Source organism: Helicobacter cetorum MIT 00-7128 (assembly GCF_000259255.1).
GTDB lineage: Bacteria > Campylobacterota > Campylobacteria > Campylobacterales > Helicobacteraceae > Helicobacter > Helicobacter cetorum_B.
Map to the genome: position 1 here is coordinate 1871092 of NC_017737.1, position 24352 is coordinate 1895443.

General features: G+C 35.8%; 17 protein-coding genes and 4 tRNA genes. 4 read left to right on the forward strand and 17 right to left on the reverse strand.

Annotated elements, in window-relative coordinates:
- Window positions 1–6 precede the first annotated feature (6 nt).
- The 4 genes from HCW_RS08570 to HCW_RS08585 all read left to right on the forward strand — a co-directional run bounded on the left by HCW_RS08570 (window position 7) and on the right by HCW_RS08585 (window position 5965).
- Window positions 7–831: a cysteine ABC transporter substrate-binding protein gene (locus HCW_RS08570; RefSeq protein ID WP_014661818.1), complete on the forward strand. Its 825-nt coding sequence runs from the start codon at window positions 7–9 to the stop codon at window positions 829–831.
- An 88-nt stretch (window positions 832–919) separates the two neighbouring features.
- Window positions 920–2824 (forward strand): DUF262 domain-containing protein, encoded by a 1905-nt coding sequence (locus tag HCW_RS08575; RefSeq protein WP_014661819.1) that lies wholly within the window; start codon window positions 920–922, stop codon window positions 2822–2824.
- Window positions 2814–5072 carry a DUF262 domain-containing protein gene (locus tag HCW_RS08580; protein WP_014661820.1) on the forward strand — a complete coding sequence of 753 codons (2259 nt, stop codon included), beginning with the start codon at window positions 2814–2816 and terminating at the stop codon, window positions 5070–5072. The genes HCW_RS08575 and HCW_RS08580 overlap by 11 nt, the downstream gene beginning before the upstream one ends.
- Before the next feature lie 125 nt (window positions 5073–5197).
- On the forward strand, window positions 5198–5965 hold the full coding sequence (locus HCW_RS08585; RefSeq protein ID WP_014661821.1) for a hypothetical protein: 768 nt from the start codon (window positions 5198–5200) through the stop codon (window positions 5963–5965).
- Between the two features lie 326 nt (window positions 5966–6291).
- Here the strand turns inward: HCW_RS08585 and HCW_RS08590 are convergent, their stop codons facing one another.
- The 17 genes from HCW_RS08590 to HCW_RS08670 form a co-directional block, all read right to left on the reverse strand.
- A complete protein-coding gene (locus HCW_RS08590; protein ID WP_014661822.1) occupies window positions 6292–6741 on the reverse strand; it encodes a hypothetical protein in 450 nt (149 codons plus the stop codon).
- Window positions 6742–7351: 610 nt separating this feature from the next.
- Entirely contained in the window at window positions 7352–9430 is a 2079-nt protein-coding gene (fusA, locus tag HCW_RS08595; RefSeq protein WP_014661823.1) for an elongation factor G, read from the reverse strand.
- 11 nt (window positions 9431–9441) lie between these two features.
- Window positions 9442–9909 carry a 30S ribosomal protein S7 gene (gene rpsG, locus HCW_RS08600; protein ID WP_001254365.1) on the reverse strand — a complete coding sequence of 156 codons (468 nt, stop codon included), beginning with the start codon at window positions 9907–9909 and terminating at the stop codon, window positions 9442–9444.
- Between the two features lie 12 nt (window positions 9910–9921).
- Complete coding sequence (gene rpsL / locus HCW_RS08605; RefSeq protein ID WP_014661824.1) at window positions 9922–10311, reverse strand: 30S ribosomal protein S12; 390 nt, start codon at window positions 10309–10311, stop codon at window positions 9922–9924.
- A 94-nt stretch (window positions 10312–10405) separates the two neighbouring features.
- On the reverse strand, window positions 10406–19081 hold the full coding sequence (locus tag HCW_RS08610) for a DNA-directed RNA polymerase subunit beta/beta' (RefSeq protein WP_014661825.1): 8676 nt from the start codon (window positions 19079–19081) through the stop codon (window positions 10406–10408).
- Window positions 19082–19330: 249 nt separating this feature from the next.
- The gene (gene rplL / locus HCW_RS08615; protein ID WP_014661826.1) at window positions 19331–19708 is read right to left on the reverse strand and encodes a 50S ribosomal protein L7/L12; all 378 of its coding nucleotides are present in this window, start codon (window positions 19706–19708) and stop codon (window positions 19331–19333) included.
- 43 nt (window positions 19709–19751) lie between these two features.
- Window positions 19752–20237, reverse strand: coding sequence for a 50S ribosomal protein L10 (gene rplJ, locus HCW_RS08620; RefSeq protein WP_014661827.1), 486 nt, complete (start codon window positions 20235–20237; stop codon window positions 19752–19754).
- A 109-nt stretch (window positions 20238–20346) separates the two neighbouring features.
- The gene (rplA, locus tag HCW_RS08625) at window positions 20347–21051 is read right to left on the reverse strand and encodes a 50S ribosomal protein L1 (protein WP_014661828.1); all 705 of its coding nucleotides are present in this window, start codon (window positions 21049–21051) and stop codon (window positions 20347–20349) included.
- A gap of 52 nt (window positions 21052–21103) precedes the next feature.
- Window positions 21104–21529 carry a 50S ribosomal protein L11 gene (rplK, locus tag HCW_RS08630; RefSeq protein WP_014661829.1) on the reverse strand — a complete coding sequence of 142 codons (426 nt, stop codon included), beginning with the start codon at window positions 21527–21529 and terminating at the stop codon, window positions 21104–21106.
- 17 nt (window positions 21530–21546) lie between these two features.
- The gene (nusG, locus tag HCW_RS08635; protein WP_014661830.1) at window positions 21547–22074 is read right to left on the reverse strand and encodes a transcription termination/antitermination protein NusG; all 528 of its coding nucleotides are present in this window, start codon (window positions 22072–22074) and stop codon (window positions 21547–21549) included.
- Window positions 22075–22106: 32 nt separating this feature from the next.
- Window positions 22107–22286: a preprotein translocase subunit SecE gene (secE, locus tag HCW_RS08640; protein WP_014661831.1), complete on the reverse strand. Its 180-nt coding sequence runs from the start codon at window positions 22284–22286 to the stop codon at window positions 22107–22109.
- A 134-nt stretch (window positions 22287–22420) separates the two neighbouring features.
- Window positions 22421–22496: transfer RNA gene (locus HCW_RS08645), tRNA-Trp, on the reverse strand.
- 37 nt (window positions 22497–22533) lie between these two features.
- Window positions 22534–22692, reverse strand: coding sequence for a 50S ribosomal protein L33 (rpmG, locus tag HCW_RS08650; RefSeq protein ID WP_000865160.1), 159 nt, complete (start codon window positions 22690–22692; stop codon window positions 22534–22536).
- A gap of 38 nt (window positions 22693–22730) precedes the next feature.
- On the reverse strand, window positions 22731–23930 hold the full coding sequence (gene tuf, locus HCW_RS08655; protein WP_014661832.1) for an elongation factor Tu: 1200 nt from the start codon (window positions 23928–23930) through the stop codon (window positions 22731–22733).
- A gap of 126 nt (window positions 23931–24056) precedes the next feature.
- A tRNA-Thr gene (locus tag HCW_RS08660) sits at window positions 24057–24131 on the reverse strand.
- 26 nt (window positions 24132–24157) lie between these two features.
- Window positions 24158–24234: transfer RNA gene (locus HCW_RS08665), tRNA-Gly, on the reverse strand.
- A 14-nt stretch (window positions 24235–24248) separates the two neighbouring features.
- Window positions 24249–24333 (reverse strand) — tRNA-Tyr (locus HCW_RS08670).
- Window positions 24334–24352: the final 19 nt, after the last annotated feature.

The window sequence follows — 24352 nt, forward strand, 5'->3', positions numbered from 1 at the left end:
CTGATAATGACAAAGAATTTTTTAAAAACATGGGGATTTTTACTAGTTTTAGTAACACTCATATTTAATGCTTGCTCTGATAAGCCCAAACTAGACGCCCTAGATTCAATCAAACAAAAAGGCGTGGTGCGTATAGGTGTTTTTAGCGATAAACCCCCTTTTGGATTTGTAGATTCTAAAGGGGCGTATCAAGGCTTTGATGTCTATATCGCTAAACGCATGGCCAAAGACTTATTAGGCGATGAAAATAAGATAGAGTTTGTTCCTGTAGAGGCCTCTGCTAGAGTGGAATTTTTAAAAGCTAATAAAGTGGATATTATTATGGCTAATTTCACTCAAACAAATGAGCGCAAAGAAGTGGTAGATTTTGCCAAGCCTTATATGAAAGTAGCCCTAGGAGTAGTGTCAAAAAATGGCATGATTAAAGATATTGAAGAATTAAAAGATAAAACCCTCATTGTAAATAAAGGCACAACAGCGGATTTCTACTTCACTAAAAACTATCCTAATATCAAATTATTGAAATTTGAACAAAATACCGAAACCTTTCTAGCCCTTTTAAATAATAGAGGCGAGGCACTAGCCCACGATAATACCTTGCTCTTTGCATGGGCAAAGCAACACCCTGAATTTAAAGTCGCTATTACAAGTTTAGGCGATAAAGATGTGATTGCCCCAGCGATTAAAAAGGGTAATCCTAAGTTGTTAGAATGGCTTAATAACGAAGTGCAACAACTCATCAATGAAGGCTTTTTAAAAGAGGCTTATAAAGAGACTTTAGAGCCTGTTTATGGGAGTGATATCAAGTCAGAAGAAATTGTGTTTGAATAATTATTATTCCGTCTATACCTAATTTTTGCTAAAAACTCTATTTTTTAATTTGTGATAAAATTATCTCAAGTTAAATCAAGGAAACAATATGGCAAAAATTGAAATTAAAGGTATAGGCGAACTTCTTGGCAATATAAAGAAAAATAAGAAAGCCCTACAATTTATTATACCCTCTTATCAAAGAGGGTATCGTTGGGATAAGCAACAAGTAAAAGATTTATTAAAAGATATATGGGAATTTTCAAGCAGAGATGATAGAAAAAGGGGAGAATTTTATTGCCTACAACCTATAATTGTTAAAAAAGATGAACAAGGGCGTTATGTTTTAATTGATGGCCAACAGCGTCTGACAACGATTTTCATTATTTTAAAATACTTTAAAGATAAATTGCAAAAACGCAGTCTGGAAAGCTTTACCCTAGAATACGAAACAAGAAAAGATAGTAAGGAATTTTTAGATAATATTATAGAAAAAACCAAAGAAGAATCTAATATTAATATAGATTATCTTTTTATGTATCAAGCATATCAAGAAAGCGATGAATATTTATGTGAAATTGATGATGATAAAATTTATAGTGCACTTACATTTATAAATAGAGAAAATACAGAGAATGATATAGCCAACAATGTGCGTATCATTTGGTATGAATTGGATAATAATGATAAAGAGCAAGAGCTTTTTGTGCGTATTAATACCAATAAAATCCCCTTAACCAACGCCGAACTTATCAAAGCCTTATTTTTACATGCTAAAAACTTTAAAAATACAGATAGTCATGAGCGCCAAATTGAAATGGCAAAAGAATTTGATGAAATGTCTTATGCTTTAGAAGAAGAAAGTTTTTATTATTTTTTAAGTTCTAAAGAGAGAATCACAAAAATAGAGCTTTTATTTGAAATTCTTGCTTTTGTTAAGAATAAAAAGCTAGATTTGAACGATAAATACGCTTTATATCGTTATTTAGCAGAGTGTAAAGAAAAAGGAAATTTTTTAAATCTATGGAGCAATCAAGTTAGTAATACGCAAGAAAACCCTAAAGAATTGGAAGAAAAGGACAAAAAAGACACAAATATTAAAAAGATTTTTTTAACGTTTAAAAGTTGGCAAAAAGACAGAGAGCTTTATCATTTAATAGGTTTTTTAGTAGCTACTAGCAATAACAAGCAAGATGAGACATTAAAAAGTTTATATAAAAAATCTCTTCATTTTACAAAATCTGAGTTTAAAAAAGAGCTTTATGAAAGAATTAAAGAAGAGTTAGGTTTATCAGACATACAAGATAACACGAGCTTAAGAGATGAGTTACAAGAACTTAAATATAATAATGATGACAACAGATTAAAAAATACGCTTTTGTTTTTTAATATTGCTACCATTCTTAATGACGAGCAAAACAACCATTATTTTGATTTTAAGCGTTATAAAAATTCAACATGGTCTTTAGAACATATTTACCCACAAACTAATGACAATATCACACAAGAAAGCTTGAAAGAATGGCTCAAAGATTTTATTGAATATTCTAAAGAATTAGAGATTTTTGAAGCAAATGATGAAAGGTTTTTAAAGACTTTAAAATTACTTGAAGAACTTAAAAATAAAGGGATATATAATGAGAAAGATAGAACAAGACTTAGTAAAGATGACGAAGATAAAATCAATGAATTAATTAAAGAGACACAAGACTATAAGGAATTATTTATAGAAAAGTTTGATAGTGAAAAACTTCATGCTATAGGTAATCTTACGCTTTTAAGCAAAGAAGATAATAGTGCGTTTTCTAACCATGCGTTTATGATTAAAAGAGAAATATTAAAAGAAAAAGAACATAGTTTTATCCCCCTTTGTTCTAAAAATGTTTTTATGAAACACTACAGCAAAAATCTCTCTAATTTTTGGGAAAACGATGATGCAGAGAACTATTTTAAAGCCATTATCAACGCCATTAGCAAAGCTTTAAATTTAAAGGAAGAAGAACATGCAAAATAATAACCCCACTAAGCGCTCTAATTTTAAGGAATTAATTGAAAAATATTCTATTGAAATCCCTATTATCCAAAGAGATTATGCCCAAGGCAGACAAGATAGCGAAAGTAAAAGAATTTGTGAAGGTTTTTTACAAGCTTTATTTGAAAGTTTGACAAAATCTTCAAAATTGCATTTAGATTTTATTTATGGAAGTGTGAAAGACAATAAATTTATCCCCTTAGATGGTCAGCAAAGATTAACGACCTTATTTTTGCTTTCTTGGTATTTAGGCAAATTTTTAAAAGAAGATATTAGGTATTTAGAAAAATTTACTTACCAAACTAGAAGTAGCTCTAAGGAATTTTGTTGTGAATTAGTATATTGTGGTTATAAAGAAGATTTTCATAATGGTATGAATTTAAAAAAACAAATTATTGATAGTGCATGGTTTATGCCCTTTTATCAACAAGACCCTACGATAAGCTCTATGCTTAATGTGTTAAAAAAAATCCATGAAAAATTTAAAAATGTTGATTTAAAGACCTTACAGACTTGTTATGCAAATTTAGAAAACATTTCATTTGACATTTTGGAATTAGATACTTTCAAATTAGGTGAAGATTTGTATATCAAAATGAATGCAAGGGGCAAACCCTTAAGTGATTTTGAAAATTTTAAGGCTAAGTTTGAAAGTTTGCTTATCTCTTATGAGCAATTAGATTATAAGAAAAAATTTGCAAAAAGGTTTGATAAAGCATGGCAAGATACTATATGGGAGTTTAAAAATGAATTTGATAAAGAGCCTGAATTTGTAGGAGATATGTTTTTAAACTATATTGAATTTGTTAGTAAAATGCTCTATCTTAAAGATAATGAAAAATTGTCTGAAAATATCCAAGATATTATCTTTACAAAAGGGCTTTATGAAAAACAAGAAAATTTAGATTTTTTATACTATGCCTTAGAATATATAAAGGACATTAGAAAATTAGGGCGTGAAATTTTTAGCACACACCACACACAAGATAAAGTTAAAATTTTTAGTCGCAAAAAAGATGAGACAATAGATTTTGTTAGAGATATTTTAGTGGAGAGACATGAAAAACTAACTTTAAGCGAACAAACGCTTATTTTTATGCTTATTGCTTATGTAATAAAACATGAAAATAAAATCAATGAATCTTATTTAATGGATTTTATCCATGTGATACGCAATGTGATAGAAAGTCATGATAACTTTGACACAAGAGCGGTAACACTTAATCTAAATTTTGGAGAAAACAATATTTCTAAGGTTTTAGAATTTTTTATGCCTATAATAGCAGAGCAAAATATTTATGAAATTTTAGAGCACAAGCAAAGCAATATTAAAGGCTTTAAGCATGAAATTTTAAAATCTCAAATTCTAAAAGAACACCCTAATATCAAAGCAAAACTTAAAGAATTAGAAGATAAGCCTTATTTTAAAGGAAAGCTTGATATTATCTTGCCTAACAACGCTAAAGATTTTAATGAAAATCATTTCAATGAAAGCATTGAATTTTTATGCAACCTACTTGAAAAAGAAGACCAAAATACGATTTGCATTTGCCTAAAAGACATTATAAAAGAAGGTAAATTGACTGGGTCGTTTTATGGCAATAAAAAATACTTTTATGGTTATCAAGGGTGTTTTGAGTTTTTTTTAGTCTCAGAAGTTACAGAGAATAGAAAAAATGCGTTTAATCAACTGCTAAACGAATATAAGAATGAGGGAAAAAACATTCAAAAATTAGTAGCTCGTAAAAAAGAAGAAGTGATTAAGTGGCATGAAAACAAAAGAAAAGAATGGCGTTATTATTTCTTTAAATACGATGTTTTTAAAAAAATGTGGGATAAAGATGAAAATCTAGTGGTTTTTTATGATATGCAAAAAAATTATTTAGAGAAGATATATGTGCGAAGGCGCTCAGATGTGGCAAAACGCATTAATCCTTATTTAAAAGCGATTTGCGATAAATTCAATTTAGCCTATGAGCCTTATTCACAAAATGAAGTAAAACACCCTAGCATTCCTAATAAAATCAAAGCCTTTTATTTTGATGAAAAGGGTTTAGCATTAGAACTAGAAGAAAGTTTTGAGTTAAAAGAATCTATCATAGAGGATTACCAAATAGAAACATCAGAAACACCGATGAAATACTATTTACCCTATCCTAAAAAAGATGACTCTACAGACTTAATAGAAAAAGCCATAGAGTTACTAAAAGACATTAAAGAATCTGAGTAATACAAAATAATTAAAATCATAATATCTTGCCTAAAAAGATTAAGATATTATGATGATTAAACATAAAAGCTCCAAACTTTGATACCATACGCTTACGATAAGAGTGATAAAATGAGGAGTTAAACATGCAAATTATAAACACACAATACACTCTCAATAATACGACTTTTAGAGAAAATTGCAAGGGTATTTTACAGAAAGATGGCATTATGATTTTGCCTCATTTCATAGAACCCCAAGTTTTAGAACAAATCAAGCAAGAGGCACTTGCCAAAGAACATCTCGCCTACTACACACAGAACACACATAATATTTACTTGCAAAAAAAGGATAATAATTTTTCAGATTCACATATTCGCAACCTAGATTTGATGAGTGAAAAAGGTTGCATTACAGATAATTACATTAACTCTGACTCACCCTTAAGAGAGCTTTATAATAGCTCTGATTTAAAAGATTTTTTAGCCTTTGTTTTAGAAGAGGAAAATCTCTATCCTTATGCAGATAAACTCTCTAGTATCAATATCCATTATGCCAAGGATAATCAAGGGCTTAATTGGCATTTTGATAATTCGTCATTTGCTGTTACCTTACTCATTCAAAAACCACTAGGTGGAGGGGAATTTTGCTTTGTCAAAGATGTGCGTGATTCTAAGCATGATGATATGGGATATGATTTAGCGCACAAAATTGTTTCTAGCACTTGGTCTTATCAAAGCCTTGGTCAAGATGAAGGCACATTAGTGCTTTTTAGGGGGCGTGATAGTCTGCATAAGGTCAATAAAACAAAGGGCGAGGTGTGTCGTATTCTATGCGTGTTCGCATACAATAATGAGCCTAATATCTCATTGAGTCAAGAGGCTATGCAAACTTTTTATGGCAAAGTGGGTTAGACACATTTTCTCATATCCATTTTATCACATTGATTGCCTTTAATGTAGGGCTTGATTGCTACTTACTAGAAGTATTTTAGAGCCATTTCTATAACAATCAAACTTGCTCCTAGTGTTGAAATTTAAAATAACACTAAAACATTTCATTAAAACACTAAGCCAAGAAAATCATCTAAAGTATTTATTATGACCTTACAACTTATAGAAACAAAAAAGTATCATAATCTCTTAAATTATATATTTTAAAAAATGGTTTATCTTAAAGATATAGTCCTTAATGAGATTAAACAAAAAATATTAAATTTATTATCTGTAATAAAACGCTTTTATTTTTCAAAATCTATAAGCCCCTTAGGAGAAACACGAAAGATTTTAATACCCTTAACTTTATGAATAGATTTTGAGCTTTTAAGCTTTAAAATATCTTTACTCAAATTAAAATCATTAGTAATCAAGCACAATTTATATTTGAGTCTCAATTTTGTAAAAAGGGTTTGAAAATCATTGTCAGCAAAACTACTATCAAATTCCATGTCTATTTCTATTAAATCTGCTTTATCTAGTTCTACCAAAAACTTGTCTTTCAATTTGGGGTTTTTGTAATAGAGGTGCTTTGAAATCTCATTTTGGACAGATTTCAACATAATTATTTTTCTCTTGTAAGCAATCATTTTGGGAGCAATTTCCCCAAAAGTTTTTTCGCTATCTTTTTGTATAAAGCTACAAGTATCAACAAATATCATATAATCTTTTTCAATGACTTCTTCAAATTGCATACTACAACCCCTATTTAAGTTTGGCAATAATCAATATAAAACTCATTAATATTATACCTAAACTTACTTTTTTAAATATAATAAAAAGTTATCTCTTACAATACTTATTGATTATCTCAAGTTTTTTTAAAATGTTGTAAAACTCCCTATTATTAGCTAACGAAATGAGAGCTAGTAATCAATTTATTTTTTAAAAGTGCTTAGCTACTAGCTCTTTATCAACCTAATTGCATTAAGCAATCACAAATCACTTAAGTATAAATGTATTGCGTATTTCAATGCGTGCGCTACCTATAGACATCTAGCGTAGTTCTACTTTATTTTTTATCGCCCATCATTTTCAGCTCTAACTTTTCTATGTTATAACAATTTAATCCTTTTTGCCACCAAGAATACAAACTTAATTAAAAGGCTCTATCATTGCAAAGATTTTATAAAGCAAATAAGCACTAGAAACAAATGTTTTAAAAAACGCTTAGGCTTTTAAGCAACAACTCAATAATATATCAACTAAAAAAAGATTTAACAAGTTCAAAGAAAGTCTAATCAAAAGAAAAGATAACTACGCAAAAGTGTGTAGCAATATAAAAATCCCCCCTCCAAAAAAGAATTAACCCTTGCGCTTTTCTACAATTTCTTTAGCGATATTGCTAGGCACTTCGCCGTAATGGTCAAATTCCATAGAGTAAGTCCCACGCCCTTGAGTAGCTGAGCGTAAATCAGTAGAATAGCCAAACATCTCAACCAATGGCACAAACGCATTGATAATTTTCAAGCCCAATCTATCGTCCATAGAATTGATTTGACCTCTTCTTCTATTCAAATCACCAATCACATCACCCATATACTCTTCAGGAACTTCTACTTCCACCTTCATCATAGGCTCTAGTAAAACCGGATTAGCCGCACGACTTGCCTCTTTAAACGCCATAGAACCAGCGATTTTAAACGCCATTTCTGAAGAGTCCACATCATGGTAGCTACCATCATAAAGAGTAACTTTAAAATCCACTACCGGATAACCCGCTAAAACACCATTTTGCATAGCCTCTTGGATACCCTTATCAACAGCTGGAATATATTCTTTAGGAATCACACCGCCAGAAATTTCATTCACAAATTCATACCCACTGCCCGGCTCTTTAGGTTCAAGCTTAATGAATACATGCCCATATTGCCCACGACCACCGCTTTGTTTAGCGTATTTATGCTCTTTGCTTACGCTTGAGCGGATAGTCTCTCTAAAGGCAACTTGTGGTTGGCCGATTTCAGCCTCTACCTTAAACTCTCTTTTCAATCTGTCTACGATGATTTCTAAGTGCAACTCACCCATACCACCAATGAGAGTTTGTCCGGTCTCTTCTTGAGTCATCACTCTAAAGCTTGGGTCTTCTTCAGCAAGCTTTCCTAAAGCTACGCCCATTTTTTCTTGGTCAGCCTTAGTCTTAGGCTCTACAGCAATATGAATTACAGGCTCAGGGAATTCCATTCTTTCTAAAACAACTGGGCTTTTTTCATCACAAAGAGTATCACCTGTTAGTGTATCTTTTAATCCTACAAACGCACAAATCTCGCCCGCATAAACTTCCTTAATATCTTCTCTCTTGTTAGAGTGCATTTTAAGAAGTCTTCCCACACGCTCTTTCTTGTCTTTTGTAGAGTTATATACATAGCTACCAGACTCTAGCTTACCACGATACACACGCACAAAAGTGAGTTGTCCCACAAAAGGGTCAGTCATAATTTTAAATGCTAAGCCAGCAAAATCGCCATTATCACTAGATTTAACAAAGACTTCTTCTTCATTCTTAGGGTCAATTCCTTTAATATCAGCAACTTCTGTAGGAGCTGGCAAATAATCAACTACTGCATCTAGTAAAGTTTGCACACCTTTGTTTTTAAAAGAAGAACCACAAAGCATAGGAATAAGATTCATGCTTAGACAACCTGCTTTGATACCCTTTTTAATTTCCTCAATGCTTAATTCTTCACCGCCTAAGTATTTTTCCATTAAGGCTTCATCTTGCTCAGCAACAGATTCTACAAGCTTTTCTCTGTATTCCTTAGCTTTCTCTAATAAATCGCTAGGGATTTCTTCTATATCGTATTTTGCTCCCATTGCCTCGTTGTTCCAAACGATAGCTTTCATTTGCACTAAGTCAATAACACCCTTAAAGGTATCCTCAGCACCAATAGGAATATTGATAGGCACAGGATTAGCCTTTAAGCGTTGCTTAATTTGATTTTCTACATTATAGAAATTTGCCCCAATCCTATCCATTTTATTGACAAATACGATTCTGGGCACGCCATATTTATTTGCTTGACGCCATACGGTCTCACTTTGAGGTTGCACGCCTCCAACAGAACAGAACACTGAAACCGCACCATCTAACACACGCATAGAGCGTTCTACTTCAATGGTAAAATCCACGTGTCCCGGAGTGTCAATCAAGTTAATTTGATAATCTTTCCAAAAACAAGTTGTTGCTGCAGAGGTAATGGTAATCCCTCTTTCTTTTTCTTGCTCCATCCAGTCCATTGTCGCAGCACCATCATGCACCTCGCCAATCTTATGGCTCACACCTGTATAGAATAAAATTCTCTCAGATGTAGTGGTTTTTCCGGCATCAATGTGAGCGGCGATACCAATATTTCTAATTCTATTTAATGGGGTTTTTCTAGACATTCTAACTCCAATTACCAACGATAATGTGCGAATGCTTTATTGGCTTCTGCCATTTTATGCACATCTTCTTTTTTCTTAAAAGCCGCACCTTTATCACTTGCTGCATCCATAAGTTCATTAGCTAATCTATCTACCATCATTCTTTCATTGCGCTTTCTAGTAGCTTCCAAAATCCAACGGATTGATAGCGACTGCTGGCGGCTTGCTCTTACTTCTACAGGCACTTGATAAGTAGCCCCACCTACTCTTCTACTTCTAACTTCAACCAAAGGACGCACTCTCTCTAGGGCTTTTTCAAAAACTTCAATACCCTTTTCGCCACTTTTTTCTTCAATCTTGTTAAAAGCTTTATAGATAATCTTTTCAGCTACGCTCTTTTTGCCATCATACATCATTTTGTTGATGAACTTTGTAACTACCTTGTTCCCATAAACAGGGTCGCCTAATACTTCTCTAACGGGCGCTTTTCTTCTTCTCATATATGCTTTCCTTTATTTCTTATCAGCAGATGCTTTAGCTTTTTTAGTTCCATATTTAGAGCGTGAAACTGTTCTCTTGCTTACTCCAGCAGTATCTAGAGCACCACGCACAATATGATACTTCACACCGGGAAGGTCTTTAACCCTACCGCCACGCACTAGCACAATAGAGTGCTCTTGCAAATTGTGTCCCTCACCTGGGATATAACTAATCACCTCAAACTTGCTAGTTAGGCGAACTTTAGCAACCTTTCTTAAAGCCGAGTTAGGCTTTTTAGGGGTTGTAGTATAAACTCTAGTGCAAACGCCTCTTCTTTGAGGGCATTCCACTAACGCAGGTGATTTAGTTTTTTTAACCACCTTTTTCCTTTCTTTTCTAATCAACTGATTGATAGTAGGCACTATTTTTCCTTATTCTTAAAATTTCAAACTACGAGTTGTCTCATTCTACCCTAAAATTTCTTTTAGAAATCTTAGGTTAGCTAATTTTTTTTATTTAAGCCTCTTTAGGGCTACTTTCATGCACTTTAACCACGACTTTTTTATTTTTATAAAGTCCGGTTCCTACAGGAATCATTCTTCCTAAAACAACATTTTCTTTCAAATCTTCTAAGAAGTCTTTCTTCATAGCAATACTTGCCTCAGTTAAGACCTTTGTTGTCTCTTGGAAAGATGCAGCTGAAATAATACTATCACTTCCAATAGCTGCTCTAGTAATCCCTAAAAGCACCGGTTCAGCAATCGCTGGCTCACCACCTAAAAGCTGAACACGAGCATTCTCTTCTTTAAAGAGTTTCTTACTGATTAAATCACCCTCAATAAACTTGCTATCTCCACTATCCAAAATGCGCACTTGTCTTAACATTTGAGATACGATAATTTCAATATGCTTATCAGCGATACTCACCCCTTGTCGGCGATACACTTGTTGCACTTCGCTTACGATATATTTATGCAATTCTTTCTCGCCACTAATTCTTAAAATATCATGGCTTGAAATCACACCATCTGTCATAGCCTCCCCAGCATGGACAAACTCTTCAGCATGCACTAAAATCTGTTTGCCTTTATCCACAAAGTATTCCATGCTACGCCCATCTTTAGAGGTTACAATAATGCGTTCTTTGTTGCGAACCGGCTTGCCAAAGCTTACAATTCCATCAATCTCAGATAGGATTGCAACATCTTTGGGCTTAGGTTTTCTTGCCTCAAAGAGCTCAGAAACTCTTGGAAGACCACCGGTAATATCCTTAGACTTAACGGTTGCTTTAGGAATCTTAGCTAAAACTTCAGCCTGCTCTACATAAGCCCCCTCAGCTACTGCAATAGAGGTCTTTGGCTCTAAGAAATAGCGCACATCTTCGCCACTATCTCCCTCTAACAACAAGCTTGGTTTATAACCACTAGGAATATAGTCATTTACCACTAAGCTTGTTACACCGGTATTTTCGTCTTCTTTTTCAGCAACTGTAACGCCCGGAATAATATCCACAAACTTTACATGACCCTTAAAGTCAGCAATGATAGGTGTATTATAAGGATCCCATGTAGCAATAGTGCTTAAAGCATCTGTAGTAGGCTTAGAAATAATACTATCTGGACTTACTTCACTATCATCACTAATTAAAATCTCAGAGCCTCTAGCAATATAGTGGCGAGTTGCCTCCCTATTATTTTCATCAGCTACTACCGCAAACAAGCCCTTTTCACTAACAATATGACCCTTTTTGATTCCTTGAGTGCGTTCTAAGTGGTTAGCCTCTAAAACATAATACTTAATAGTGCCTTTTTCTTTGGCACGAATATTTTGTGCGATAGGGTCATTATCTTTAACCAATAATTCACTCGCATAAGGGATACGATTAGGCACATTCCAACCCTCTTTAATGATATCCGCAATACTTCCCCCATGCTTTACTTTATGTCCATTTGTATAAGGCAAATACACCTTACCTTCAATCTTACCACCAACTCCAGCAAGTTCGCTTGGTTTAACAATATCACTTCTTCTTAAGACAAATTTAGCCTCTTGGTCTTTGTTCTTAACGCTCATAATGACTTCTTCATACACTGTTTCAATGTGTAATTCACCATCAAAAGGAGCCTTGATTTTTGGCTCAACAACCAAAATAGAGGCGTTACGGCGATTTACAACAATATTCTTACCCTCTTTATTGGTGTAAGTTTTGAGATTATAGAAACGCACAAAACCTTCTTTATTGGCTACTACTTCACGCTCATCTTGACTCCTACTTGCTGTTCCACCCACGTGGAAAGTCCTTAGAGTTAATTGAGTTCCGGGCTCTCCAATAGATTGTGCAGCTACCACACCTACAGCTTCACCCGGATAGCTCATCTTGCCTTCACCCAAGTTCAAGCCATAGCACTTCGCACACACACCTTTTGGCGCTTTACAAGTGATTGGAGTGCGAATAGTAATTGCCTTGATTCCTGCTTCAACGACCTTTTTAGCCCCCTCTTCATCAATCAAGGTGTCTGCATAAAGCAAGATTTCATTAGTAATTGGGTCAATCACATCTTCTAGTAAAACACGCCCAAAAATACGCTCTTCTAAAGGCTCAATCATTTCACTACCCACAGTAATATCAGTGATTTCAACACCTTCATGTGTGCCACAATCATCAGCTACCACCTTAACATTTTGCGAAACATCAATGAGCTTTCTAGTTAAATACCCCGCATTTGCTGTTTTTAACGCCGTATCCGCCAAGCCCTTTCTAGCACCATGAGTAGAGTTAAAATACTCTAAAACATTCAAGCCCTCTTTAAAGTTAGAAATAATAGGCGTTTCAATAATCGTGCCATCAGGTTTAGTCATCAAACCACGCATAGCTGAAAGCTGGCGAATTTGAGCCGCACTTCCTCTTGCCCCACTATCTGCCATCATATAAATAGAGTTAAAGCCCTCTTTATCTTGCTCAATGGCCGCCATCATTTCTTTACTCATTTTGTCATTGACTTCAGTCCAAGTATCAATGATTTTGTTGTAACGCTCTTGGTCAGTGAGTAATCCTTGGTCGTATTGTTGCTGGATTTTCTTTACTTCAGCTTTAGCTTTCTCTACCATTTCTTGCTTATCTTTTGGAGTGATAATATCATCCATAGAAATAGAGATACCAGCCTTAGTTGCATATCTAAAGCCTAACATTTTTAAATTGTCCAAGAATGTGGCTGTAATTCCAATACCGCCGACTTTATGCACATAATCTACAAGCACACCAATATCTTTTTTCTTCATGGGTCTATTCCACAAATCAGTAGGAATAAAATCAGGCAACACTGATTTTAAAATCATGCGCCCTGCACTTGTAGAGATAATGCGCCCCTTATCTAGCACTCTTACCTTGGCATGGATATCTAATTCTTTGGTATCAATAGCTGTGATAATCTCATTCACGCTAGAGAATAGCTTATGCTCGCCTTTTACCCCACTCTTTTCTAATGAAAGATAATAAAGCCCTAAAACCATATCTTGGCTAGGAATAGCTACCGCCTTACCACTAGCTGGCAAAAGAATATTCATAGAACTTAACATAAGCACCTTACATTCAGCAATAGCCTCTTGACTTAAAGGCACATGCACTGCCATTTGGTCTCCGTCAAAGTCTGCATTAAACGCTGAACACACAAGCGGGTGTAACTGAATGGCTTTACCATCAATAAGCTTTGGATGGAACGCTTGAATAGATTGCTTATGCAAAGTAGGCGCACGATTTAATAGTATCGGATAACCCTCTGTAATTTCTTGTAAGCATTCCCACACTTCATTGCTCTTTTGCTCAATCATGCGTTTAGCTTGTTTAAGCGTAGTAGCATAACCTCTCTCTTCAAGCTTAGATAGCAAATGTGGTTTAAAGAGTTCTAATGCCATATTTTTAGGTAATCCGCACTCATCCATTTTGAGATTAGGCCCTACTACAATAACACTTCTGCCTGAGAAGTCTACACGCTTACCAAGTAGATTTTGTCTGAAACGCCCTTGCTTACCTTTAATAATCTCGCTAAGCGATTTTAATGGTCGCTTATTAGCTCCTTTAACCGCATTATTGTTGCGTCCATTATCAAAGAGAGCATCTACAGCTTCTTGTAGCATTCTCTTTTCGTTACGCACAATAATTTCTGGAGCACCTAATTCCATTAAGCGTTTTAAGCGTTGGTTACGATTGATAACACGACGATACAATTCGTTCACATCACTCACCGCAAACTTTCCGCCATCTAGCGCAACCAAAGGTCTTAAATCTGGTGGCAATACGGGTAAAACGGTTAGCATCATCCATTCAGGTCTATTACCAGAATTTAAGAAACTTTCTACTACTTTCAAACGCTTGATAAGTTTTTTCTTTCTAGCATCAGAATTAGTCTCTTTAACTTCTTCTTTCAAATCTTGCAACAAGACCATTAAATCCATTTCTTCTAGCAAATCTTTAATTGCCTCGCCACCCATTTGAGCCACAAAGCCCTTATCTTCATATCTTCGTGAGATATTTTGATATTGCTCTTCATTCAAAATATCATACTTCGCTACAAGTTTAGTGCCTTCGTTATCATAAGCGGCTTCACCTGGCTCTTTAACAATATAAGCTTCATAGTAAAGCACACGCTCTAAATCTTTCATTTTAACGCCTAAAAGCGTGCCGATACGACTGGGTAAAGAATTGACATACCAAATATGTGCTACAGGAGTTGCTAATTCAATATGCCCCATTCTAAAGCGTCTTACTTTTGAATGCGTAATAGCCACACCACATTTCTCACATGTGCCAATATCTTTAAAGCGGGGCTTTTTATATTTACCACACAAACACTCATAATCTTTGGTAGGACCAAAGATTTTCATACAAAACAAGCCATCACGCTCAGGTTTTAGGGTGCGATAATTGATAGTCTCTGGCTTTTTAACTTCCCCATAACTCCAAGAATAGATTTTTTCAGGACTTGCTAAAGTAAGTTGGAAAGAACTAAAGTCTTTAGGCCTATCATCTTCTTTAATCACAATGGCTTTAGGTGCTCCATCTTCATCAACATCATCTCCAAAGATATTGATATCTAAAGCGAGTGATTGTAATTCTTTTGTCAATACATAGAAAGTCTCAGGAATTTCACTCTCGCCTACTTGCTCGCCCCTAGCAATAGCTCTATAAGCGTTTTCTCTACCCTTAATATCATCAGATTTAATGGTAAGCATTTCTTTTAGAGTATGAGCCGCACCATAAGCCTCTAAAGCCCACACTTCCATTTCACCAAATCTTTGACCCCCAAAGAGTGCTTTACCACCAACAGGTTGGTGCGTTACCAAGCTATAAGGTCCTGTGCTTCTAGCATGGACTTTTTCATCAACCAAGTGGTGGAGCTTAAGCATATACATATAGCCCACATTCACACGCTCTCTCATCTTCTCGCCTGTGCGCCCGTCATACAAATCCATTTTGCCATCCATTGCAATCTTGGCTAACTCAAATAGCTTGTGGAATTTTTCTTGCGAGATACCTTCAAACACAGGAATAGCAAGCTTAACACCCTTGCTCCAGTCTCTAGCATATTCTAAAAGCTCTTCATCAGAACAACTTTCAAGAGTTTTAATCGTTAAGGGGTCTTTTTCATTGACGACATTAGCAATTTCTAACATTTTTGCACGCAATTCTTTAACAAAATCCTGAGTTTTATTTTCTAGCATGCAAGCGATTTGCTTTCCAAACTCTTTACCCACTAAGCCTAAGTGCATTTCTAAAATCTGTCCGATATTCATACGACTGGGAACACCTAAAGGATTTAGCACAATATCTACAGGCTCTCCATCAGCGGTATAAGGCATATCAGCAATAGGCACGATATTAGACACAATCCCCTTATTTCCATGTCTTCCTGCCATTTTATCGCCCACTTTAAGCTTACGCTTGGTAGCAATATAGAGCTTGACTTTCTTAATCACACCATTAGGCAAAATATCATCTTTTTCTAAAATAGAAAGCTTTTCTTCATGCTCTTCGCCAAGAACTTTCTTTTGCTCTAAGAAATTGTTTTTGGTTACTTCATACTGATTTTGCACTTCTTTAGAATACTTTTTCACCAAACTTGCTAAAGTGAAGCGATTAATAGAAGCGATTTCTTCTTTAGGAACTTGCTCGCCTTCTTTATAGTCTCTACCATTATGACTGAATGGCTCTTCTAAAATCGCTTGTGAAAGAAGCGAACTAATACGCAGTAGCTCTTCTCTATTAAGCATGGTCAAGCGGTCAAAATGCTCCATATCAAGCTTAGACTTTTCCTCTTCATACGCACTTAAGACTCGTGCATCTTTCTCATAGCCTTTTTTAGTAAACACTTTTACATCAATAACCGTGCCTTCTAAACTTGGGGGGCAATACAAGCTCTTATTGACCACATGCCCAGCTTTATCCCCAAAAATCGCTCTTAAAAGCCGCTCTTCTGGAGTGCTTTTAATCTCACCCTTAGGCGAAGTCTTACCCACTAAAATCATGCCCGCACTCACATAAGTGCCTACTTTAACAATCCCGCTTTCATCAAGATGAGCGACTTCTTCTTCTTTCACATCAGGAATATCTGCTGTAAATTCTTCCACGCCATGCTTAAGCTCTCTGGCATCAACTTCTTTTTCATAAATGTGTGTGGAAGTGAAAACATCATCTTTAGTAATGCGTTCACTCACCACAATCGCATCTTCAAAGTTATAGCCATTCCAAGGCATAAACGCTACACGCACATTTTTTCCTAATGCTAATTCGCCCCTATCCATACTAGGACCATCAGCGATGATTTGCCCTGCTTCCACTCTATCGCCCACTCTAACAATAGGCACTTGATTAAAGCTCGTATTTTGGTTGGTGCGTAAGTTTTTTTGTAAAGAATATGCATCAATATAAGCTTCTTCTTTACCTTCGCCTAAAATATAGATATTTTTAGCATCAATTTTTTCTACTATACCCGCACGACTTGCTTTAATCGCTCCCCAAGAATCCCTAGCGATAATCTTTTCAATCCCTGTTCCTACAATGGGAGCATCACTTCTTAATAATGGCACTGCTTGGCGTTGCATGTTTGTTCCCATTAAAGCACGGTTCGCATCATCATGCTCTAAGAAAGGAATAAGTGATGCGGCTACGCCTACAAGCATGCTAGAGCTTAAATCCATCAAGGTAACCTTACTCTTTTCGTTGAGAACAATCTCGCCTTCCACACGAGTCTCAATCAAATCGCCTAAAATATTACCTTCTTCATCAATGGGGGTACTTGCTGGGGCAATCACATGGCTGTCTTCTTGAATAGCGGTCAAATAGATAGTCTCGCCTACTACCTTGCCATCTACAACCTTCTTATAAGGGGCTTCAATAAAGCCTAAATCATTCACTCTTGTGAAAGTTGAAAGGGTGTTAATCAAACCGATATTTTGACCTTCTGGAGTCTCAATAGGACAAATTCTACCATAATGTGTAGGATGCACATCTCTAGCTTCAAACCCTACTCTATCTTTAACTAATCCGCCTTCACCCAGTGCTGAAAGGCGGCGTTTGTGCGTAACTTCACTCAAGGGGTTAGTTTGGTCCATAAATTGTGAAAGCTGACCACCCATGAAAAATTCCATAATGGTGCTAGTAATCATTTTAGAATTGACTAAATCATGGGGCATAAGCGAATCAAAGGCTCCGCTCATGGTAGTAAGCTTGTCTTTAATGGTCTTTTGCATTTTCACTAAGCCTGAATGCAATTCGTTTGCCAATAGCTCACCCACCGCTCTAATCCTACGATTGCCTAAGTGGTCTCTATCATCAATTTTACCCTGATTATTTTTAATCTTCATAAGATATTTAACGGTAGTAATGATATCTTCATGTGTTAAAGTCGTAATATAATCAGGCACATGCAAGCCTAATTTATGGTTCATCTTCATACGACCTACCATTGTCAAATCATAACGCTCTGGGTCAAAGAAGAGTTGCTTGACAAACTGCTTAGCCACTTCAGTCGTAACAGGCTCACCCGGTCGCATAACCTTATAAATACGAATAGCTGCCAGTGCGTTTTCATCATCAATTTTTTCAGTTTGCTTGAGTAATCTCAAAGACTCATAATCAGCCAAGAAAGAATGAATGATTGAGGCATCATGCCCTAGAGCCAAATCATTGATAATCACAAACTCTTGCACGCCTAAATCGTGGATTTTTTCTAACTTATTCTTATCCAGCTGGGTGAGCATATCTAACAAGACTTCTTCTCCTGCCATAATAGGCTCAGCTAAATAACGATTAAGTAAAATGTCCATAGGGTATTCAACCCATTCTAAATGATTCTCTTTAAGTTCTTTGATTTTTCTTGAAGTAAGTTTTTTACCTGCTAAAAGAAGAATATTTCCTTGAGAATCTTTTAAATCAAATTCCATTCTTTGACTCACATCAAGTGATTCAAAAGGAATATAATATTTATCATTTTCATAACGCACTTTTACAAGCGGATAGAACATCTTGATAATGTCTTGCTTTTGATAGTCCATAGCTCTAAAAAGAATAGTAACAGGCACTTTACGACGCTTATTAATACGAGCATATAAAACATCTTTTGCATCATATTCAAAATAGAGCCAAGAACCTCTATCTGGAATAATTTGCCCTGTATAAATCAATTTATTTAAAGAAGTGCTAGATTCTTCTTCTTTAAAAATAACACCAGGACTTCTATGAAGTTGATTGACTACCACACGCTCTACCCCATTGATAATGAATGAAGTGCGGTCTGTCATCAAAGGAATTTCACGAATAAAGATACTTTGCTCTTTAATATCTTTTACGCCAGCTTTTTCACCTGTTTTAGCGTCTTTTTCCCATAAGATAAGGCGCACCTTAATTTTTAGTGGCACAGAATAAGTAATGCCTCTTTCCATCGCCTCTCTTACGGTATATTTAGACTTACCAAATTCACAACCAGCATATTCCAAAGTAACACGATTTTGCGCGTCTTGAATAGGAAAAACCGATTTAAAAACCTTTTCAATCCCACTCTCTCTGCCGTCTTTTGAATATAAGAACGAATCATAACTATCGCGTTGCAATAACAATAGATTAGGAACTTCTAAATCAGTGGGGGTTTTTGTAAAATCAGCTCTTAGGCGGTTTCTAAGGGAAATTTTTGTTGCCATACTCTTATGCCTTTATCAAAAATCTTGAATTATATCTAATGCGTTTTAATTTAAATTAAGTAAGCATTGCAAAAGAATTTTATTTGAACTTTAATGATAGCTCTACAACGACGAAAATTAAAGACCAAAACCCGTCTGCAATACTAACCACTTAAGCCATATGCCCATAAAACAAAATTATGGAGCAAAATTACTTGCCATAAAGAGGCAAAGGAAAGACTCAATATAAGTCTCTCCAAAATATCTAGGTTACTTTACTTCAACCTTAGCGCCTACTTCTTCAAGTTTCTTCTTGATAGATTCAGCCTCTTCTTTATTTACGCCCTCTTTAAGAACATGAGGAGTCTTTTCTGTAGCCTCTTTAGCTTCTTTTAAGCCAAGACCAGTGATTTCACGCACTACTTTAATCACCTTAATCTTTTCAGCACCACTATCAGCTAAGATTACATTAAAGTCGGTTTTTTCTTCGCTCTCAGCACCAGCGCCACCAGCTACAGCACCACCAGCTACAACTGTTGGAGTTGCGCTTACGCCGAATTTTTCTTCAAACATTTTTACTAATTCAGAAAGCTCTAAAACACTTAATGAACCAATGTATTCTAACACTTCTTCTTTTGAAATTGCCATAATTTAATCCTTCAAATATTTTTAATCAAACCCTATAATAAGGTTATTGATTTTCTTCTTTAGCTTTACGCAAATTGTCTAACCCAGTAACAAAGTAGCGTGTTGGAGCTGTCCAAACAGAAAGTAACATTCCCATAAGCTCTTCTTTACTTGGAAGTTTTGAAACCGCTTCCACATGAGAAACACTAACACTCTCTTTGTCAAATAAACCAGCTTTTAAGGCAAAATAGTCTTTATGCTCTTTTTGGAAAGCGAATACCAATTTTGCAAGAGCGATTTGATCATCTCCCCACAAAAATACATTGGTTTCTTTCAAGTCCAAATGAACACAACCAGCTTCTTTCATGGCAATATGGGCAAGAGTATTTTTAATTACTTGCACCTTAATGCCTTGAACACGAGCTTTGTTTCTTAAAACTTCTAGCTTGCTAACACTTAAACCCTTATAATCGCATACTAAAAGAGCTTGTGCATTAGAAAACTCTGCTTTTAAACTGGCTACTAACTCTATTTTATGTTGTTTTTGCATTTTTCCTCCTTTCTAGACTAGACCTCTGCAAGGCTACCTCTAACAAGATAAATCAAGTTTTCTATAAAAACCCTTACGATCTTCAGCCTAAGATAAAGCAACCTCTAGGCTACTTAATATCCATTAATTCTTGAGCATCTAGCTTAATTGAAGGCGACATAGTGAGTGATAAAGCACCATTCCTAATATACTTACCCTTAGCACTGCTAGGCTTTAAGCGGTTAACCGTTCTCATCAACTCAAACATGTTTTCTCTAATCTTATCTTCTGAAAAACTCGCCTTACCAATAGGAGCATGAATATTGCCCTTTTTATCCACTCTAAAGTTTACTTGACCACTTTTAGCATTGCTTACAGCCTTAGCAATATCCATAGTAACAGTTCCGGTTTTTGGATTTGGCATCAAACCTTTAGGGCCTAAAATTCTACCGACTTTACCCACAACGGCCATCATATCAGGTGTTGCAATAACCATGTCAAAATCAATGCGACCATTTTTAATTTCTTCAGCTAAATCATCGCCACCAACTACATCAGCACCAGCATTTTTAGCCTCATCTTGCTTGATATCTTTTGCAAAAACAGCTACTCTTACTTTCTTTCCTGTTCCATGAGGAAGCACTACGGCACCACGAACCATTTGGTCAGCATGTCTTGGGTCTACACCTAGTCTCAATGCTACTTCTACGGTTTCATCAAACTTTGCTGAAGCAAGAGATTTCACTAAGCCAACACCTTGCTCTACATCATAAACTTTGTCATTTTCAATTTTAGAAAAAAGTTTCTCTAACCTCTTAAATACTTTCTTTGCCATCAAATTATCCTTAAAAATTTCTTACTCAATCACCAAATATAATTTTAGAGAATTAGTCTACAACCTCTACACCCATACTTCTAGCACTACCCATGACAATCTTCTTTGCTGCTTCCATTGTAGTAGTGTTTAAATCTTCCATTTTTAATTGAGCAATCTCTTCCACTTGCTTATGCGTGAGTTTTGCAATCTTGTTTTTGAGCGGATTGTCAGAACCCTTTTCAATTCCTGAAGCTTTTTTTATCAAATCAGTTACTGGGGGCTTTTTGGTAATAAATGTAAAGCTCTTATCTTGATAAACGGTTATAATAACTGGAATATTAAAACTTCCCATGTCCTTAGTCTTCTCATTAAATGCCTTACAAAATTCCATAATATTAACACCTCTTTGACCTAGAGCAGGACCAACTGGTGGTGATGGATTTGCCTTACCTGCAGGAATTTGAAGTTTGATTTCTCCGACTACTTTCTTAGCCATAATATCTCCTTAAAATGTTATATAATTTTTTCTACTTGCGAATGCAAAATCTCTATTGGGGTATTTCTACCAAAAATAGAAACATTTAACTTGAGCTTGCGATGTTCAATATCATATTCCTCAACCGTAGCGGTAAAGTTCGCAAAAGGCCCCTCAACAACACGAACCACTTCCCCTTGCTCAAAAAAGACTTTTGGCTTAGGCGCTGCACGATTGTGCATTTTTTCTAAAATATGCCCAATATCGGCATCGTTCAAGGGAGTAGGTTTTTTGTTTTCTCCAATGAAACGACTCACTCTTGGCAAAGATTGTATCTTGTGCCACAAAACAGTATCTAAATCTACTTTAATAAAAACATACCCCGGATAAAGACTGCGCTCTGTTACTTTGGTCTTACCTTTTTTAGAAGCTTCAATGATATCCTCAGTAGGCACGATAATCTCTTGGATTCTATCTTTCATGTTGTTATCGCTTACTAGATTTTCAATCGCTTTTTTGACAGCTTGCTCACTTCCTGAGTAAGTTTGTATGGCATACCAATCCATTGCAATTCTCCTTATCTAAAAGCCACCATCTTTTACAAGATGCTAGACACAAAAGCCCCTAGAGCAAAATCTAACAACGCTAAAAATAGCGTAATAATGCTCACTACCACTAATACAGAAATAAACGCATTGCGTATCTGTTCCTTAATAGGGAATATTACTTTAGAAAGCTCTTCCCTAGCTAATCTATATTGCATAAGCCATTTGCTCATGGGTTCTCTCGCCTTTATCTTGCATACTAATGAACTTTAAATTTTATCTTAAAAAACTTAAATTAAAATTAAACCAAAGGAATTTCGGTCAAAATTAGACCTAATAGTGCGGTAATTTAAAAGGTTGGTATCTATGGCAGGCCAGGAGGGACTCGAACCCCCAACAACCGGTTTTGGAGACCGACGCTCTACCATTGGAGCTACTGACCTAATAAAATCTAATTAAAACCCCCTCCTTAATAGAAAATTAGCTCTTTAACTTCACTTCTTTATGAAGAGTATGCTTATTTTCTCTAGGGCAGAATTTCTTAAGCTCCAGTTTTTCTGTATTAGTTTTAGCATTCTTAGTTGTGCTGTAATTAATATCTTCACAATCAGAACACTTCAACCCTATCTTAACTTTCATAGCGACTCTTTTCTAATTCGTATTCTTACAGAGCAAGATTACTCAATAATCTTGCTTACTACGCCAGCGCCAACAGTTCTTCCACCCTCACGAATTGCAAACTTTGTTCCCAACTCTAGAGCAATAGAACTAATCAATTCTACTGTGATTTTTACATTATCACCAGGCATAACCATTTCTACACCTTCAGGAAGTGTGATAGAGCCAGTTACATCAGTTGTGCGCACATAGAACTGAGGACGATAGTTTGTAAAGAAAGGAGTGTGTCTTCCACCTTCATCTTTAGAAAGAACATAAATCTCGCCTTCAAACTTCTTGTGTGGAGTGATAGAGCCCGGCTTACAAAGAACCATACCACGCTCTACTTCTTCTTTCTTTGTTCCTCTTAAAAGCACGCCGACATTATCGCCTGCCTCACCTTTGTCTAGCTCTTTCCTAAACATTTCTACACCTGTTACGGTAGTCTTTTGTGTGTCTCTAATACCAACGATTTCTACTTCATCGCCTACTTTTACCACACCTCTTTCAATTCTACCTGTAACAACAGTTCCTCTACCTGCGATTGAGAATACATCTTCAACAGGCATTAAGAAAGTTTTTTCAGTGTCTCTCTCTGGAGTAGGAATATAAGCATCTACTTCAGCCATAAGTTTAAGAACTTTTTCGCTCCACTCACCAACATTACCAGTCTTAGCTTCTTCTAAAGCTTTTAAAGCTGAACCAGCCACGATAGGTGTGTCATCGCCGGGGAATTCATAAGCGCTTAACAACTCACGCACTTCCATTTCTACAAGCTCTAGTAACTCTTGGTCATCAACCATATCCTGCTTGTTTAAGAAAACAACGATGTGAGGCACGCCAACTTGACGAGATAATAAGATATGCTCTCTAGTTTGAGGCATAGGACCATCTGCCGCAGAAACAACTAAGATTGCTCCGTCCATTTGTGCTGCACCTGTAATCATATTCTTTACATAGTCAGCGTGTCCGGGACAATCCACATGCGCATAGTGTCTATTCTCTGTCTCATACTCAATATGAGAGGTTGCAATTGTAATCCCTCTTTCTTTTTCTTCAGGGGCATTATCAATATTGTCGTAGTCTTTCATCTCTGCAAGACCTTTTAAAGAAAGCACTGCAGAAATAGCCGCACTCAAAGTGGTTTTGCCATGGTCAACATGCCCAATAGTTCCGATATTGACATGTGGCTTGGTTCTATTAAACTTCTCTTTTGCCATTTGTGTTTTTCTCCTTAAAATTTTAATGGACTTTGATAAATAGCTTTGCAAAATCCCTCATGCCCATACCATTTTCAATAAGGACATTTTAAATTGTTTTTATCACCATTCAAGAGATTATAAAACTGGAGCCTATAAGCGGAATTGAACCGCCGACCTCTTCCTTACCAAGGAAGTGCTCTACCCCTGAGCTATATAGGCGTCTCAAAAATACTTTCCCATAATTATGGAGCGGGAAACGGGGCTCGAACCCGCGACCCTCAGCTTGGAAGGCTGATGCTCTAGCCAACTGAGCTATTCCCGCATCATTTAAATAAATGGTGGTGAGACGTGGATTCGAACCACGGAAGACATAGTCAGCAGATTTACAGTCTGCCCTCGTTGGCCACTTGAGTATCTCACCAAAAATTTCAAAAAATCAC

What these genes read in the sequence shown, in the direction of transcription:
- HCW_RS08585 (WP_014661821.1), top strand. Translation starts at nt 5,198, where the DNA reads ATGCAAATTATAAACACACAATACACTCTCAATAATACGACTTTTAGA.
- fusA (WP_014661823.1), bottom strand. Translation starts at nt 9,430, where the DNA reads ATGTCTAGAAAAACCCCATTAAATAGAATTAGAAATATTGGTATCGCC.
- rplL (WP_014661826.1), bottom strand. Translation starts at nt 19,708, where the DNA reads ATGGCAATTTCAAAAGAAGAAGTGTTAGAATACATTGGTTCATTAAGT.
- rplA (WP_014661828.1), bottom strand. Translation starts at nt 21,051, where the DNA reads ATGGCAAAGAAAGTATTTAAGAGGTTAGAGAAACTTTTTTCTAAAATT.
- rplK (WP_014661829.1), bottom strand. Translation starts at nt 21,529, where the DNA reads ATGGCTAAGAAAGTAGTCGGAGAAATCAAACTTCAAATTCCTGCAGGT.
- HCW_RS08570 (WP_014661818.1), top strand. Translation starts at nt 7, where the DNA reads ATGACAAAGAATTTTTTAAAAACATGGGGATTTTTACTAGTTTTAGTA.
- rplJ (WP_014661827.1), bottom strand. Translation starts at nt 20,237, where the DNA reads ATGCAAAAACAACATAAAATAGAGTTAGTAGCCAGTTTAAAAGCAGAG.
- rpsG (WP_001254365.1), bottom strand. Translation starts at nt 9,909, where the DNA reads ATGAGAAGAAGAAAAGCGCCCGTTAGAGAAGTATTAGGCGACCCTGTT.
- nusG (WP_014661830.1), bottom strand. Translation starts at nt 22,074, where the DNA reads ATGGATTGGTATGCCATACAAACTTACTCAGGAAGTGAGCAAGCTGTC.
- rpmG (WP_000865160.1), bottom strand. Translation starts at nt 22,692, where the DNA reads ATGAAAGTTAAGATAGGGTTGAAGTGTTCTGATTGTGAAGATATTAAT.
- HCW_RS08610 (WP_014661825.1), bottom strand. Translation starts at nt 19,081, where the DNA reads ATGGCAACAAAAATTTCCCTTAGAAACCGCCTAAGAGCTGATTTTACA.
- HCW_RS08580 (WP_014661820.1), top strand. Translation starts at nt 2,814, where the DNA reads ATGCAAAATAATAACCCCACTAAGCGCTCTAATTTTAAGGAATTAATT.
- tuf (WP_014661832.1), bottom strand. Translation starts at nt 23,930, where the DNA reads ATGGCAAAAGAGAAGTTTAATAGAACCAAGCCACATGTCAATATCGGA.
- secE (WP_014661831.1), bottom strand. Translation starts at nt 22,286, where the DNA reads ATGAGCAAATGGCTTATGCAATATAGATTAGCTAGGGAAGAGCTTTCT.
- HCW_RS08575 (WP_014661819.1), top strand. Translation starts at nt 920, where the DNA reads ATGGCAAAAATTGAAATTAAAGGTATAGGCGAACTTCTTGGCAATATA.
- HCW_RS08590 (WP_014661822.1), bottom strand. Translation starts at nt 6,741, where the DNA reads ATGCAATTTGAAGAAGTCATTGAAAAAGATTATATGATATTTGTTGAT.